The organism is Planococcus sp. 107-1 (assembly GCF_021513255.1).
GTDB lineage: Bacteria > Bacillota > Bacilli > Bacillales_A > Planococcaceae > Planococcus.
Genome location: NZ_CP090977.1, coordinates 1,585,704 through 1,601,510, shown reverse-complemented (window position 1 = coordinate 1,601,510; position 15,807 = coordinate 1,585,704). Strand labels below are relative to the sequence as shown.

Here is a 15,807-nt window from a genome sequence, read left to right as displayed (position 1 = left end):
GAATTGGAAACAATAGATGAAAGGAGTGAAAAGATGGGCCGTTTAATCGCATTTATTATTTTGCTGATTCCAGGTATCTTGGCTGCTTATGGCATTAAGCTTATGCGCGATACTTTGTTCAATAAATTATTGGAGCCGTACCCTGCATTATGGCTGCAATTCACATTAGGAACGCTGTTTGTTGTAATTGGAATTGGATTTTTCGCCGGCTTCTTATTGAACCGGGACCGCAAAAAAAGGGACAGTCGCTGAGAAATTTCAAAAGCGCCCCCAAAAATAAGAATTAAAACCTCAAAAAAATTGCGTCTTACCTTTCATAGGCAAGACGCAATTTTTCTTTTATCCGATCTGGGTAATCCGTAATTACGCCAACCAGTTCTGGCGCAAGCTCTCTTAAAGCAGCTTCTCGTCCGAGCAGGCCATAGACGCGGATATTCTTTTTCATTTTATGCAAGTTCTTCAAAAATTCCATGGAATACAGCCGTTTATGGAGGTGGATGCTATCGATCCAATCCATTGTTTCGATCTTTTCAAGTGGCATTCCTTTTTTAATGATCAAAGCCATCTCAGTGCCAGGCATCAAGACTTTCATCTTGCGAAGCAATTCTGCGTCGAATGACGAAAGATGAAATTCCCCGCCCCTTCAAGCATCGCTGCCAGAATTTCAGGTCCTTTCGGATGGGTAGAAACCGATTTTTTCATTTCTATATTCAAAGGCACATTTTTTTCTTTCGCCCATTGAAACACTTCGTAAGCAAGCGGAATGGAATGGCTAGTGAACCGCCGTTTCCAGCGTTTGCCGATTTTAATGTCCTTCAGTGTTTCGTAGTTATGCTCTTCTATTAAGCAGTTCTTTCCGCTGAGCCGCTTTAAATTGTCGTCGTGATAGACCACAACAACTCCATCTTTCGTTATTTGCACATCCAACTCGATGCCCACTCCGAATTCACATGCTTTTTGGAAAGCACTCCATGTATTTTCCAACATGTAGCCGGAGGTGCCGCGGTGAGCGTACACTTTAACTTCAGACACGTTTTATCATCCTCTTTCTAATATAAAAAAAGCCAGGCTTGTTCCCCGGCTTTTCTTTCTATTTTTACTCCGATGAACAGTCATTGGCTGAGTGTTTAAGTCGAGCGATTAAATAGGATTAATCGCATATTGTAATTATAAATGATGGCCGTGCCGAATACTATCGGCAACCATTGCAATGAATTGCGAGTTGGAAGGCTTCGACTGTAGATGTTCTTCGCTATAGCCGAAAATCTTGGAAATGTGGGTGGTCTCGCTTTTATTCCACACCAATTCAATCGCATGACGGATCGAGCGCTCCACTCTGGCAGGGGTCGTATCGAAAATATCGGCGATTCCCGGATAAAGGGCTTTTGTGATCCGGTTTAAGATATCCGGATTTTCAAGCACCAACGAAACCGCTTCTTTCAGATAAACATAACCTTTAATATGCGGAGGAACGCCGATATCTTTCATCATCGTGCTGATGCGTTCTTCTTTTAAGGTTTCGCCGCTCGCTGTCTGCTGCGGAACCGACCGGTTTTGCATGATGTGGTTGATCTGCACAGCAAGCCGCTCGGTTTCAAACGGCTTCATGATAAAGTAGGAAGCACCGTATTGGGCAGCTTGGCTCATAATCGATTCTTGCCCGAATGCCGAAAGCATAATTACGTCGATTCCCCGTAAGTTATCATCTTCTTTGATCGCGTCTAAAACCGCTATTCCGTCTAGATAAGGCATGATGATGTCCAATACCAATATATCGATTTTCTGTTTTTTCAGCATTTCAATACACGTTTTTCCGTTGTATGCGATTGCGACAACTTCCATATTCGGTTCTTTGCTTAAATAATCGCTCATCAGCCTCACAAGTTCACGATTATCGTCCGCAATTGCAATTTTTATCTTATCCATCAACTTTTCCCCCTGTTGACTGCTTTTTGCATACTACCTCATGGTAAGTTTTCTGTCGCGCGCAAGCGTCAGTAATTCTTCGGCATGCTGTAAAGTCAAATCAGTAATTTCTGCTCCTGAAAGCATTCTGCTCATTTCTTCTGTCCGTTCATAGCCCTCTAGTTCATGGACCGCTGTAGTGGTACGCTGTTTCTCCACTTTCTTTTCGATGAATAAATGCTGGTCGGCCATAGCTGCAACTTGCGGCAAATGCGAAATGCACAGAACCTGGGAATGAACCGAGATGGCAGCGATTTTTTCGGCGATCGCTTGTGCCACTCTGCCGCTGACTCCCGTATCCACTTCATCGAAAATAATGGAAGTAATGCCTTGGTGTTTCGAAAAAATCGTTTTCAGCGCAAGCATCATCCGCGACAATTCCCCGCCGGAAGCCACTTTTGTCAAGGGCTTCAATGGTTCGCCAAGATTGGTTGAAATGTAGAACGCAATCGCATCACGGCCATTGCGGTCAAACCGTCCACCCGGCAGCGAGGCAAAATTCACTTCGAAAGAAGCTTTCCCCATATGGAGTTCGCGCAATTGTTCCATGATGGCTTTGCTGAGCTTGGCAGCTGCTTTTTTCCGTAAGATCGTCAGTTCTTCCGCTTCCACGCGCAGGTCTTCCGTCAATTCCTTCAGCTTTTCCTGGTCAAGCTGAATGCGCTGGTCACGGTTGATCAATTTATCCAATTCGTCCACTTGCGTTTCGTGATACAAAAGGATGTCTTCCACCGAAGCTCCGTATTTCCGTTTAAGCGATTGGAGCAAGACAAGACGCTGTTCAATTTCATTCAACCTGGCTGGATCGAATTCCATGTCATCCAGTATCCGTTTAATATCAGTCGATACATCTTGGATCAAATAAAAGGCGCTCGAAAGTGTTTCGGAATGGCTATTCAGCTGTTCATCCACTGAAGCGGCATGCTCGAGTTCCGACATCGCTGAACCTACCCAATCGAGTCCCTTCGATTCGCCTTGGATGGCTTCATGGGCGGCCGATACCGATTCGAAGATTTTATTGAAGTTTTGAAGTTTCTTACGCTCTTGCTGAAGCTCTTCCTCTTCCCCTGCTACCAGTTCGGCAGCTTCAATTTCCCGCAATTGGAACGTCAGTAAATCGATGCGCTGTGCAATTTGCTGCTCATTTTCATTATATGAGGCAAATTCCCGCTTCAGCTTCATGTATTTATCATACGTATGGGAATAGCTTTCTCTCGCTTTGGTCAAGGTTTTTCCGGCAAACTGATCCAGCAGATAAAGATGCTGCTTTTCATCCATCAATTCCTGGGTCTCGTGCTGGCCGTGTATATCAATGAGGGCAGCGCCCACTTCACGCAAAATAGAGATCGTGACAAGCTTGCCATTGATCCGGCAAACATTTTTTCCGCGGTCATTCAATTCCCGGCGCAGAAGAATATCCCCGTCACTCGAATCGATGCCGAATTCTTCTAATTTGCGAAACACCGGATGCTTTTCATTGTCCAGTGTGAACAATCCTTCGATTTCCGCTTTTTTAGCGCCATGGCGAATAAACTCTTGGCTGCCTCTTCCCCCAGCCAATAAATGGACCGCATCGATGATAATCGATTTGCCGGCCCCAGTTTCCCCAGTCAAAACCGTCAGCCCTTCTGTAAAGCTGACTGTCAAGGAGTCGATAATAGCAAAATTGCGTATATCCAATTCCCGAAGCATACCCATCCACCTCTTTTTTAAAGCATTTCAATTAAACGCTGTTTTAAGATTTCGCGCTGTTCCACGTCACGGCAAATAATCAAGCACGTGTCGTCCCCACAAATGGTCCCTAAAATTTCCTCCCAATCCAAATGGTCAATCAAGGAACCGATAGCATGGGCATTTCCCGGCAAGGTTTTCATGATTAAGAAATGGCTCGCCCCATCGATGCTGACAAACGCATCTGTCAACGCACGATGCAATTTTTGCATCGGGTTAAATCGCTGATCTGCCGGTAGGCTATATTTGTAACGGCCGTCTTGCAGCGGCACTTTCACTAAATGCAATTCTTTAATATCTCTTGAAACGGTCGCTTGCGTCACTTCGTAGCCTGCTGATTTCAGTAAGTCGACTAATTCATCCTGCGTCTCGATTTCTCGGTTCGAAATCAGATCACGGATTTTGATATGGCGTTGGCCTTTGTTCACGGTTTATCCTCCTAGAATGAATAAATATTCTATTTCCTTAATATCGTACCTTTAAACAGAGGCGCTGACAAGTCAATTAGAAAAACACGAAATTTACTGGTTAAATTGGCAGTTCTGAAATACGATTACTGAATTTTTCATATGCAAAAGGGGCCGAATTTCTCAAAAAGAAAACACATTCCAAATGGAATGTGTTATAGGCGCTCGTGTGCTTCCTGCACGGTAGCTTGAACAGTTTGTTCTGATACCGCTGCAATTTCCTCGCCATCCATAGCGGACTGAAGATGGAAAAGAAATTCAATATTTCCTTCTCCTCCGGTAATGGGTGAAAAAGACATATTTCGCAGGTGGAAACCGGCATCCACCGCAAAGCCGCCGACTTTCATCAGCACATCGCGGTGAGTTTTCGGTTCACGGACAATCCCTTTCTTTCCGACAGCTTCCCGCTTCAGCTTCAAATTGCGGTTTCACTAAAGCGATCACATCGCCGCCAGGGACGATGATTTCTTTGAGAACCGGCAAAATAATGCGCAAGGAAATGAAACTCACATCAATCGTTGCAAATTCAGGCAAACCTTCTGTAAAATCTTCCGGTTTCGAATTGCGGAAATTGGTGCGTTCCATGACGGTGACACGTTCATCCTGCCGAATTTTCCAAGCCAGCTGATTATAGCCGACATCGAGTGCGTAGCAATGCTTCGCTCCATTTTGCAAAGCGCAATCTGTAAAGCCGCCAGTCGAAGAACCGATATCGAGCATCAACTTGCCGTCTACGGACAAATCAAACTCCGCTATGGCTTTTTCGAGCTTCAATCCGCCTCGACTGACATATTTTAAATCATTGCCTTTCATCTGCAGCGGCGCATCTTCCGGAATTTTTTCGCCAGGTTTGTTCATGCGCTCTTCATTGGAATAAATGATGCCAGCCATGATGGCGCGTTTTGCTTTTTCCCGGGTTTCACAAATTCCCCGTTCAACGAGGAGAATGTCCACCCGTTCTTTTTTCACTTTATTGGTCATACGTTCGTTTCCGCTTTCGCAGAAGCATTTACACGTTTTTTGATGACTTTAACAACTTCATCGCTGTTCAAATGGATTTCATCCATCAATTCAGCCACATCGCCGTGTTCGATAAATTGATCTGGAATACCAAGGCGGTCGATGACTGCGCTGCGGTAGTCATTTTCTTCAGCAAATTCAAGCACACCGCTGCCGAAGCCGCCTTGAAGCACAGCTTCTTCGATCGTCACGATCGGCACATTGCGTCCGAATATTTTATGGAGCATCGCATTATCCATCGGTTTGATGAATCGTGCATTGACCACTTCTGCCTGAATGCCTTGTTCACGCAATTGTTCCGCTGCATGGAGCGCCATTGGAATCGTCGTTCCGAAAGTCAGGATTACAGCATCTTTGCCTTCTTCTAAAACTTCCCACGAACCGATCGGCAATGTCATCAAATCGGCATCCATCTCAACGCCTAAACCATTTCCGCGTGGGTAGCGGAGGGCAATTGGGCCGTCATTGTATTCGATGGCAGTTTTCACCATGTGCTGTCCTTCGTTTTCATCTTTAGGCATCATGATCACCATATTCGGCAAATGGCGCAAGAACGCAATGTCAAATACACCTTGGTGCGTTTCGCCATCCGCTCCTACTAATCCCGAACGGTCGATGCCGATGAAAACATTCAAGTTTTGGCGGCAAATATCATGCACGACTTGATCATAGGCGCGCTGAAGGAATGTAGAGTAGATCGCCAAAAATGGTTTCATGTCTTGCGTCGCAAGTCCCGCAGCCATCGTTGTTGCATGCTGTTCCGCGATGCCGACATCAAACATGCGGTCCGGGAACTCAGAGGCAAATCCTTCGAGCTTCGAACCGACAGGCATTGCCGGTGTAATGGCTACAATTCGCTCATCTGTCCTTGCAAGTTTCCTTACCGTTTCTGCAATCAAGCCGCTCCAGGAAGGCGCTTTTGAAGATGATTTCACAAGATCTCCTGTTTCCATCTTATAAGGCCCGATGCCGTGCCACGTTCCGATGCGGTCTTGTTCAGCCGGCAAATAACCTTTGCCTTTTTTCGTTATGACGTGCAGAAGCACTGGGCCGTCCATCTTTTTCGCATATCGAAGATTTTCTTCCAGCTCTTCCAGATCATGGCCATTGATCGGTCCAAGATATGTAAAGCCTAACTCTTCAAAGAACATGCCCGATACCAGCAAATACTTCAAGCTGTCTTTGACGCGTTCTGCGGTGGAAGCCAATTTCCGCCGACAGCCGGAATTTTCTTCAATAGATATTCCAAATCGTCTTTGACTTTATTGTATTTGCCAGCCGTCCGCATTCTTCCGAGGACGCTGTGCATCGCGCCGACATTCGGTGCAATCGACATCTCGTTGTCGTTTAAAATGACAATCATATTCGTTTTAGCATGACCAATGTGGTTAAGTGCTTCAAAAGCCATCCCGCCGGTAAGCGCACCATCTCCGATAATCGGAACAACATGGTTTTTAGCTTTTTTGATATCACGCGCAGCAGCCATGCCCATAGCCGCTGATAAAGACGTGGAACTATGTCCGGTTTCCCAAACATCATGCTCACTTTCGTTGCGTTTCGGGAATCCGCACAAGCCTTTGAATTGGCGCAATGTATCAAATTGGCTAGCGCGTCCCGTTAAAATCTTGTGGACGTATGACTGATGCCCTACATCCCAGATGAATTTGTCAGCTGGACTGTTGAATACACGGTGTAAAGCAATTGTCAGTTCAACTACACCCAAATTTGGACCGATATGCCCGCCTGTTTTTGATAAATTTTCAATAAGAAATTTCCGGATATCTTCGCTTAATTCAACGAGCTGTTTCTGATCTAGCTCTTTTAAGAAAGATGGACTAGTAATCGTATGCAGATCCATTCCATCACACACCTTTTTCTATATTTTTACCGTAAAATTACCTTTACCTATTATAACAATCTATTCCAAATGTACAAACTTGAGCGCATCGCTTAATTTTTTCGTTTTACGATCAAAGCAGTCAATTCCTCTAGCAGCTGCATATTTCCGCCAAGCGAACGAATGGCCGATAATGCTTCAGAAGCATGGTAATCCAGCTTTTCTTTTGCTTTTGGCAAAGTTAACAGACCTGGATATGTGCTTTTTTCGCTTGATTCGTCTTTTCCAGCCGTCTTGCCAAGCTCCTGTGAAGTTCCCGTAACATCCAAGATATCATCCTGAATTTGGAATGCGAGCCCGATATGTTCCCCGAATTTTGAAAATGCCAGAATTTGCTCTGGCGTCGCCCCGCCTAATATTGCGCCAGCTAAAATGCTGTACGTCAGCAAAGCCCCTGTTTTCAAACGATGGACTTGCTCCAGTTCTTCCAAACTCAATTTCTTTTCTTCGCCTTCAATATCCAGCACTTGGCCGCCTACCATGCCTTCAGCCCCAGCTGATACACTCATCAAATCGATCAGACGGATTTTGTCATCGCTTGAAACATGCTGCAGACGTGCCACAACACCGAAACTATAAGTCAATAAGGCATCCCCAGCTAGAATTGCGACGGCTTCGCCATAAACTTTGTGATTCGTCGGCATTCCCCGTCTCAAATCATCATTATCCATGCTTGGTAAATCATCATGGATCAGCGAATACGTATGGATCATTTCAATGGCTGCTGCCACTTTTATAGCATCCGGGTGGCTGCCGCCAAGTTCATGGACCACTGCCAGCAATAAAATCGGGCGGATCCGTTTGCCGCCGGCTTGCAAGGAATAATCCATGGAATCTTTTAATGAAGCAGGAATTTCCAATTGCTTGATCAATGACGCTAATTCATTTTGGATTAATGGTTCGTTCACTTCTCGGAATGTAGTCAGATTCATTTGGAAGTCCCATCCATTTCTACATCAATTGAAACTTCTTTGCCGTCATTCATCATCGTGACCAGCTGCTTCTCCGCACTCTGTAATTTATCGTGGCACACTTTGGAAAGCTCCATCCCTTTTTGATAAAGCGTCAAAGCTTCTTCAAGCGGTACATCCCCTTGCTCTAACTGACGGACTATCTCTTCTAATTGTTCCATCGCTTGGTTAAACATGATCTCTTTTTCAGCCATTTTCTTTATCTCCTTCACTCGTAAGATTTCGTTCAGTCACTAATGCCTTTAATGTGCCATCTTGTAAGGAAACGGTTAATTCGTCGCCCTTTTCAACTTGTTTGACGCTTTTTACGACTTGCCCTTCTTTATAGGAAATCGAATACCCGCGATCCATAATTTTCAAAGGACTCAAAGCATCCAAGGTCCGCATTGCAGATGAGAATTGCTGCTGGTTCGAACGGAGCTGGGCAGAAAGCAGATGATCGAGCCTCCGCTCCAATTGTCCAATATCGATTGCAGACTGTTTGATGCGTTGGACAGGTGTGCGATTTGCCAATTGATTATGCAGATAATTATGGCGCTCTTTCGCCCGTACAATCAGCTGATCCGTTTCGCGCTGCAACGAATCCGTCGCTCGTTCGACCCGTTCAATAAATGGGCGGTATAAGCGGTCCGGATATGCAAACGGCATTGAATTCATCAACCGGTTTAATGCTGTTTTATCTTTTGTAATCATATTGGAGGTCATGCGGTACATGGCTGACCGGTAACCGAGCAGCCGGTCTATCAATTCGGCTTTGCTTGGCACTGCCAGTTCCGCAGCGGCAGTCGGCGTAGGAGCCCGCAGGTCAGCGACAAAATCGGAAATGGTCGTATCCGTTTCGTGGCCAACTGCGCTAATGATCGGAATTTGCGACTGAAAAATCGCTCGTGCAACCGCTTCTTCATTAAATGCCCATAAATCTTCAATCGAGCCGCCTCCGCGGCCAACGATCATCACATCAAAATCACTTTTTCCAGCCGCTTGAATGGACTGGACAATCGACTGTGTCGCTTGTGCACCTTGCACCAGCGTTGGGAAAATAACCACTTTAGCCAGCGGATAACGCCGGTTCAACGTGGTAACGATATCCCTAACCGCTGCACCGGTTGGAGCTGTCACCACTGCAATCCGCTTCGGAAAACGAGGGAACGGCTTTTTATGCACAGCATTGAACAAGCCTTCTTTTGCCAGTTTTTCTTTCAACTGCTCGAAAGCCAGATAATAATCCCCTATTCCATCTGCTTGCATCGATTGGGCATACAATTGATATTGCCCCGAAGCTTCGTAGACATTGACATCTCCCCGAATCAAGACCGTCATGCCACTTTCCGGCTTGAATTTAACGGATTTTGCATTCGCTGAAAACATGACCGCAGCGAGGCGTGCCGAATTGTCTTTTAACGTAAAGTAAATATGTCCACTTGTGTGGATTTTGACATTCGACAATTCCCCTTTAACGTAAACGTCGCGCAAATGGGGATCCGCGTCAAATTTCTTTTTTATGTATTTGGTTAATGCTTTTACTGATAAGTACGGGTCGGCCGACAACAAATTTCAACCCCTGTCTAAGAAATTAAAAAGCTGTCTTTCTTTCGAAAAACAGCTTCATTTCTATCCATTTTACATCGTTTTACCGGTTTTGTCTTTCGTCAAACCGTTTTCAGCCGATTGAAGCGTATTTCCCATCAGCATCGCGATGGTCATTGGCCCGACGCCGCCGGGAACAGGTGTGATATAAGATGCTGTTTCCAAGACATCGTCAAAATCCACATCACCGCATAATTTCCCGTTTTCATCACGGTTCATGCCGACATCAATAATGACAGCACCTGGTTTGATATAACGATGATCGATAAACTTAGCTCTACCGATGGCAGAAATCAAGATATCCGCCTGTTTTGTATAAGAAGGAAGATCGTTTGTTCTTGAGTGGCAATACGTGACCGTCGCATTTTCCTGAAGCATCAACTGGCCAACAGGTTTTCCGACAATATTGCTGCGCCCGATCACCACGACATGTTTTCCAGCTGGATCGATTTGATAATGCTCGAGCAATTTCATAATGCCATGCGGCGTGCATGGAAGGAATGCTTCTCGTCCGATCATCATATTGCCGACAGAAACCGGATGAAAGCCATCTACATCTTTTGAAGGATCAATTGTCAGGATCACTTTAAATTCGTCGATATGGGCTGGCAACGGCAATTGCACCAGAATCCCATGAATTTCAGGATCGTTGTTCAGCCCTCTAATTGTTTCAAGCAATTCGTTTTCACTGATTGTATCCGGATATTGATGAAGATCGGAACGCATTCCCAGCGCTTCGCAGGTTTTTTTCTTGTTTTTCACATATGTAAGAGATGCAGGATCTTCGCCAACAATAACGACTGCTAGACCAGGCACCACACCTTGCTGCTTTAAATTTTCCACTCGCGTTTGCACTTGCTCTTTAATTTTTCGGCTTACTGCTTTACCATCAATGATTGTTGCAGCCATTTAAAACCCTCCAATTAGTTTGCCAGTTCGTCAGTGAATTTCGATAATACCCCGTTTACAAATCGGCTGGATTTATCGTCTCCAAATGTTTTGCTCAATTCGATCGCTTCGTTCATCACAACATTTGAAGGTGCATCTTCCATAAAGGAAAGTTCAAATACGGCCATTCTTAAAATGGTGCGTTCGACTTTTGGAAGGCGCTCAAGCGACCAATTCTCCAAATGCCCTTTTAATTTATCATCGATTGCCGGCATATTTTGGAAAGTTCCTTGGACAAGCAAGCTATAGAAATTGTCCTGCTCTGTCCCCATCACATGTTCAATCGCTTCTTCAATCGTCAATTCGGTGCCGTCCAACTGAAATAAAGTCTGGAGCGCCTTTTCACGTGCTTCATGTCTTTTCATATCTATTCCCGATCTCCTTTTCACAACTAATTACCCCTCATTATACAGGTATTCAGCCTGAACTTCCATGTTTGAAATCTTTAGACAAATTCCTTCAATTCTGGAATTGGTGCTGATTTCAACCGCTAAATGAATCGGGAGTGACCTCATTTCATGTTTTCTAGCCAGTGATAAGCAAAACAAAAAGCCATACCTTTTCCTCATTTCCGGAAAAGGTATAGCTTAACATTATTCGCCTGCTGGAGTATCGAACTGAATTCCAGTGATATGTACATTCACTTCTTGAGTTTGAAGTGATGTCATATTTTCAAGTGTTTGGCGCACTTGTTCTTGTATTTTCAATGCCGTTTTCGGAATGGAAACTCCGTAATTGACTACACAATACACGTCAATCATCAAACCTTCTTCTGATAAATCGGTTTTAATGCCTTTGCCATGGACTTTTTTCCAAGACGCTCAACCACATCAGAAGCAAAGTTTCCGCGCATGCTGGCAACTCCTTCAATGTCTGTTGCAGCAATGCTCGCAATAATCTCCAATACTTCAGGAGCAACTTCGATATTGCCAAGGTCTTGGGCGCCTTTTGATTGCATGCGTACATAAGGTGCAGTTTTTTCAGCCATCGGTTGGTATCCTCCTTTTAGGATTCCAATACATCATATTTCTCTAAGAATTTTGTATTGAAGTCTCCAGATTTAAACACTTCGTGATCCATCAATTTCGAATGGAACGGAATGGTCGTATGAACGCCTTCGATTACAAATTCGCCAAGTGCACGCTTCATTTTTGCAATCGCTTCTTCGCGTGTGTCTGCAAATGTGATCAATTTCGCGACCATCGAATCATAGTACGGCGGGATGCTATATCCAGGGTACATTGCTGAATCGATGCGTACGCCAAGTCCGCCTGGCGGAAGGTACATATTGACTTTGCCTGCTGATGGCATGAAGTTTTTAGCCGGGTTCTCCGCATTGATGCGGCATTCAATCGCCCATCCTTTAAATTTCACGTCTTCTTGCTTATAAGCCAATGTTTCCCCAGAAGCCACTTTTAGTTGCTGCTGGATCAGATCAATTCCTGTAATCATTTCAGTGACGGGATGCTCAACTTGAATTCGTGTATTCATTTCCATGAAATAGAACTTTTGGTTGACCGCGTCAAAGATAAATTCGACTGTGCCTGCACCACGGTATTGAACGGCTAAAGCAGCTTTAACTGCAGCATCGCCCATTTGTGAACGGATTTCAGGCGTCAATGCCGGTGATGGTGCTTCTTCGACCAATTTCTGCATGCGGCGCTGAATCGAACAATCGCGCTCTCCAAGATGGATCGCATTTCCATGCGAATCGGCCAGCACTTGAATTTCCACGTGGCGGAAATCTTCGATGAATTTTTCAATATAGACGCCAGGATTGCCAAAAGCAGCTGCCGCCTCTTTTTGGGTCATGCGAAGTCCGGTAATGAAGTCTTCACGATTGCGTGCCACACGGATGCCCTTGCCGCCTCCGCCTGCTGTCGCTTTGATGATGACCGGGAATCCAAGTTCTTCAGCAATTTCCAAACCTTCTTTTTCGCTCCCTACAATGCCTGTGGATCCAGGAACGACCGGCACGCCGGCTTTTCTCATCGTTTCACGGGCAACGTCTTTTGTTCCCATTTTAGAAATGGCATCGGAAGTTGGGCCGATGAACATGATGTCGCACGCTTCACAAAGCTCAGCAAAACTCGCATTTTCTGCAAGGAAGCCATATCCTGGATGAATGCCGTCGCAATTCGTCAGTTTAGCGACACTCATGATGTTTGAGAAGTTCAAATAACTGTCTTTGGAAAGTTTCGGACCGATGCAATAAGCTTCATCGGCGAGTTCCACATGCAAAGCTTCTTTATCTGCTTCAGAATAGACCGCTACGGTTTCAATGCCCATTTCTTTGCAGGCACGAATAATCCGGACGGCAATTTCACCACGGTTTGCTATTAAAACTTTTTTCATGGCCATAACCCTCCTCACTTAGTTTTGACGAGGAATAAAGGTTGGCCGTATTCGACAAGCTGGCCGTCTTTGACAAGAATCTCAGCAATTTCCCCATCCACTTCCGCTTCGATTTCATTGAATAATTTCATCGCTTCTACGATGCACACGACTTGATCAGCAGATACTTTTGTTCCTGGCTGGACGTATGCTTCTTCTTCCGGCGACGGCGACTTATAGAATGTACCAACCATCGGAGAAAGGATTTTGTGCATATTGTCTTCTTGGGCTGTTGGAACTTCAGGAGTTTCCTCGGAAATCAATTCCTCCGCTTTTGCTGCTGGTGCAGGAGTTGAAACTGGTGCAGTTGCTGTTTGAGCCGCCGGTTCAGCTGCAGGCGCCGAAACTTGGGCAGGTGCTGAAGAACTTACTGTACTGCCGCTTTTCTTCAACTTCACTTTTGTACCTTCAGATTCATATGTGAATTCATCAATTGAAGAATTATCCACTAATTTAATGATTTCTCGGATTTCTTGAATTTTCAATGTATCCAACTCCCTTTTATGTATGTAATGAACTACTCTACCATTTTAGACTTTTTTGAATGGTTTGGAAATAGCCTGATGGACATTTAAAAAAAGGCCTCTATAGGAAGAGGCCGGATTTTTTAGCAAGAATAGCTCCATTGCGCCATTGCTTAATATTCCTAATGCATAAATGGAACTAAAGACCTTGCTAGGGCCGCATCAAGAGTCGACACACATTTTCCGAACTTATTGTGCCCGTGATACGTATGAAGAGTCTGTTGTGTTGATGATCAATTGATCGCCTTCATTGATGAAGAATGGAACTTGTACGACCAAGCCAGTAGTAAGCTTAGCTGGTTTTGATCCACCGCTAGCTGTGTCGCCTTTGATGCCAGGATCCGTTTCAGCAACTTCCAACACGACCGTGTTCGGCAATTCAACGCCCAAGACTTCCCCTTGGAACTGGATGACTTGAACTTCCATGTTTTCCTGCAAGAACTTCAATTCATACTCGATGTTTTTTTCGTTCAATTCGATTTGATCGTAAGTTTCTGTATCCATGAAAGCATGCTCATCGCCATTTGCATACAGATATTGCATTTTGCGGTTATCAATCTGGGCTTTCGCCACTTTTTCACCGGCACGGAACGTTTTTTCCGTTACGCTGCCTGTACGCAAATTACGCAGTTTCGAGCGGACGAATGCTGCACCTTTGCCAGGTTTTACGTGCTGGAATTCCATAACGCGCCAAATTCCGCCATCCACTTCAATTGTTACTCCTGTTTTAAAATCGTTTACTGAAATCATTTGAGTTCCTCCGTTTGTTATAAAATGCGTAGCTCTTTTGTGGAGTTAGTTAATCGTACGTTTCCTGACTCGGTAATTAGTATATCATCTTCGATGCGTACTCCGCCAATTCCCGGAAGATAAATTCCCGGTTCCACTGTTACAGCCATGCCTGGCTCAAGCACCGTCTGTGATTTAAATGATAACCCAGGACCTTCATGGACTTCAAGCCCGATGCCGTGTCCCGTAGAATGGCCAAACGCCTCGCCATAGCCTTTTGACTTGATGTAGTCACGCGCGATTGCATCCGCTTCGATTCCAGTCATTCCCGGACCGATTTTTTCAACGCCAAGCACTTGTGCATCCAAGACGATTTGGTAGATTTCCTTCATTTTTTCAGAAGGTTCTCCTACCGCAACTGTACGGGTGATATCTGAAATATATCCGTTATAGAGTGCTCCATAATCAAGTGTAATCATATCGCCTTGTTCAACGATTTTGTCTGTTGCAACTCCGTGCGGCAATGCAGAACGAAGGCCTGAGGCAACAATCGTATCAAATGATGAAGACGTCGCGCCTTGTTTGCGCATGAAGAATTCCAGTTCATTTGATATTTCGAGTTCCGTTTGTCCAGCTTTGATAAAACCGCAAATATGTTCAAAAGCATCATCTGCAATTTTTGCTGCCGCTTTTAAGATTCCAACTTCTTCAGGTGTTTTAATCATGCGGATTTTTTCAATCAAGCCACTGACTGGCTTTAATGCCGAGCCCATTTTTTCCTGGTATTGAAGATAAGAAGAATAAGTCACGTAATCCTGTTCAAAAGCCAATGATTCGATGCCAAGCTCTTTCGCTTTTTCAGCTGCTTCTTCGAGTAGATTCGTTTTCGCTTGTACGACTTTAAATTCCGTCACTTGTTCGGATGCTTGCTCCGTATAGCGGAAATCTGTGATGAAAAATGCCTGTTCCTTCGTTACAAGCGCCAATCCTGCAGATCCCGTAAAGTTTGTTATGTACCGTAAGTTATAAGAACTGGTAACCAATAATGCTTCGATGTTTTGCTTTGCCATTTCATTGCGCAATTTTTGTAATTTCAATTTCGCCATTCCCCTCTAGTTTCGAAATAATAAAGCCTGCAAGCCAAGTTTGTATACGTCTTTTCCAAATCCTGCAATCTGTCCGGCAGCTACCGGTGCAATATAGGAGTGGTGCCGGAATTCTTCCCGTTTGTAAACATTTGAAATATGTACTTCGATTACAGGTACTTCTATGGATGCAATCGCATCCCGAATTGCAACGCTTGTGTGCGTATATGCCCCTGCGTTTAAGACGATTCCTTCTGTTCCGTCATCCGCCGCTTCGTGGATCCAATCGACTAGAGCCCCTTCATGGTTCGATTGCCGGCATTCCAAAGCTATGCCGTTTTGGGCGGAAAATTCCATTAATTCAGCTTCCAGTTCGGCAAGTGTAAATGTCCCATAAGCTTCTTTTTCACGTTTGCCTAAGCGGTTTAAGTTCGGACCGTTCAAACATAAAACTTTCATTCCATGCACTCCTCTCCTGCCTCACCCTTT

Annotated in this window: 15 protein-coding genes and 4 pseudogenes; 1 reads left to right on the top strand and 18 read right to left on the bottom strand. The window is 44.8% G+C overall.

From position 1 onward, the window contains the following. Positions 1-33 precede the first annotated feature (33 nt). Positions 34-280: pseudogene (locus L0M13_RS08460) on the top strand (DUF2627 domain-containing protein). A gap of 27 nt (positions 281-307) precedes the next feature. Here L0M13_RS08460 and L0M13_RS08455 read toward each other — a convergent pair. From L0M13_RS08455 to aroQ, 18 genes and pseudogenes are all read right to left on the bottom strand, one after another. Further along, on the bottom strand, positions 308-580 hold the full coding sequence (locus L0M13_RS08455) for a hypothetical protein (protein WP_235199103.1): 273 nt from the start codon (positions 578-580) through the stop codon (positions 308-310). 8 nt (positions 581-588) lie between these two features. Continuing rightward, a complete protein-coding gene (locus L0M13_RS08450) occupies positions 589-1,032 on the bottom strand; it encodes a glycerophosphodiester phosphodiesterase (RefSeq protein ID WP_235199102.1) in 444 nt (147 codons plus the stop codon). Positions 1,033-1,167: 135 nt separating this feature from the next. Beyond that, complete coding sequence (gene spo0A, locus L0M13_RS08445) at positions 1,168-1,926, bottom strand: sporulation transcription factor Spo0A (protein WP_235199101.1); 759 nt, start codon at positions 1,924-1,926, stop codon at positions 1,168-1,170. A 33-nt stretch (positions 1,927-1,959) separates the two neighbouring features. Next, a complete protein-coding gene (recN, locus tag L0M13_RS08440; protein WP_235199100.1) occupies positions 1,960-3,657 on the bottom strand; it encodes a DNA repair protein RecN in 1,698 nt (565 codons plus the stop codon). A gap of 17 nt (positions 3,658-3,674) precedes the next feature. Beyond that, positions 3,675-4,124, bottom strand: a complete 450-nt coding sequence (gene ahrC, locus L0M13_RS08435) for a transcriptional regulator AhrC/ArgR (protein ID WP_052651734.1) — start codon at positions 4,122-4,124, stop codon at positions 3,675-3,677. Positions 4,125-4,318: 194 nt separating this feature from the next. Next, positions 4,319-5,144, bottom strand: a pseudogene (locus tag L0M13_RS08430) (TlyA family RNA methyltransferase). Next, positions 5,141-7,041 (bottom strand): annotated as a pseudogene (gene dxs / locus L0M13_RS08425) (1-deoxy-D-xylulose-5-phosphate synthase). Before dxs ends, L0M13_RS08430 begins: the two co-directional pseudogenes overlap by 4 nt. Positions 7,042-7,133: 92 nt before the next feature. Beyond that, positions 7,134-8,012: a polyprenyl synthetase family protein gene (locus L0M13_RS08420; RefSeq protein ID WP_235199099.1), complete on the bottom strand. Its 879-nt coding sequence runs from the start codon at positions 8,010-8,012 to the stop codon at positions 7,134-7,136. Further along, on the bottom strand, positions 8,009-8,245 hold the full coding sequence (gene xseB / locus L0M13_RS08415; protein ID WP_235199098.1) for an exodeoxyribonuclease VII small subunit: 237 nt from the start codon (positions 8,243-8,245) through the stop codon (positions 8,009-8,011). Before xseB ends, L0M13_RS08420 begins: the two co-directional genes overlap by 4 nt. After that, entirely contained in the window at positions 8,238-9,599 is a 1,362-nt protein-coding gene (xseA, locus tag L0M13_RS08410) for an exodeoxyribonuclease VII large subunit (protein ID WP_235199097.1), read from the bottom strand. Before xseA ends, xseB begins: the two co-directional genes overlap by 8 nt. Positions 9,600-9,671: 72 nt before the next feature. After that, a complete protein-coding gene (folD, locus tag L0M13_RS08405) occupies positions 9,672-10,547 on the bottom strand; it encodes a bifunctional methylenetetrahydrofolate dehydrogenase/methenyltetrahydrofolate cyclohydrolase FolD (RefSeq protein WP_235199096.1) in 876 nt (291 codons plus the stop codon). A gap of 14 nt (positions 10,548-10,561) precedes the next feature. Next, positions 10,562-10,951 (bottom strand): transcription antitermination factor NusB, encoded by a 390-nt coding sequence (nusB, locus tag L0M13_RS08400; RefSeq protein ID WP_235199095.1) that lies wholly within the window; start codon positions 10,949-10,951, stop codon positions 10,562-10,564. Positions 10,952-11,179: 228 nt separating this feature from the next. After that, a pseudogene (locus L0M13_RS08395) lies at positions 11,180-11,574 on the bottom strand (Asp23/Gls24 family envelope stress response protein). Between the two features lie 17 nt (positions 11,575-11,591). After that, on the bottom strand, positions 11,592-12,941 hold the full coding sequence (gene accC / locus L0M13_RS08390) for an acetyl-CoA carboxylase biotin carboxylase subunit (protein WP_235199094.1): 1,350 nt from the start codon (positions 12,939-12,941) through the stop codon (positions 11,592-11,594). A 14-nt stretch (positions 12,942-12,955) separates the two neighbouring features. Next, positions 12,956-13,465 carry an acetyl-CoA carboxylase biotin carboxyl carrier protein gene (gene accB, locus L0M13_RS08385; protein WP_235199093.1) on the bottom strand — a complete coding sequence of 170 codons (510 nt, stop codon included), beginning with the start codon at positions 13,463-13,465 and terminating at the stop codon, positions 12,956-12,958. Positions 13,466-13,693: 228 nt separating this feature from the next. Further along, a complete protein-coding gene (gene efp, locus L0M13_RS08380; protein WP_235199092.1) occupies positions 13,694-14,254 on the bottom strand; it encodes an elongation factor P in 561 nt (186 codons plus the stop codon). 17 nt (positions 14,255-14,271) lie between these two features. Beyond that, the gene (locus tag L0M13_RS08375; RefSeq protein WP_311195645.1) at positions 14,272-15,339 is read right to left on the bottom strand and encodes a M24 family metallopeptidase; all 1,068 of its coding nucleotides are present in this window, start codon (positions 15,337-15,339) and stop codon (positions 14,272-14,274) included. A 6-nt stretch (positions 15,340-15,345) separates the two neighbouring features. Next, positions 15,346-15,777 carry a type II 3-dehydroquinate dehydratase gene (gene aroQ, locus L0M13_RS08370; RefSeq protein WP_235199090.1) on the bottom strand — a complete coding sequence of 144 codons (432 nt, stop codon included), beginning with the start codon at positions 15,775-15,777 and terminating at the stop codon, positions 15,346-15,348. Positions 15,778-15,807: the final 30 nt, after the last annotated feature.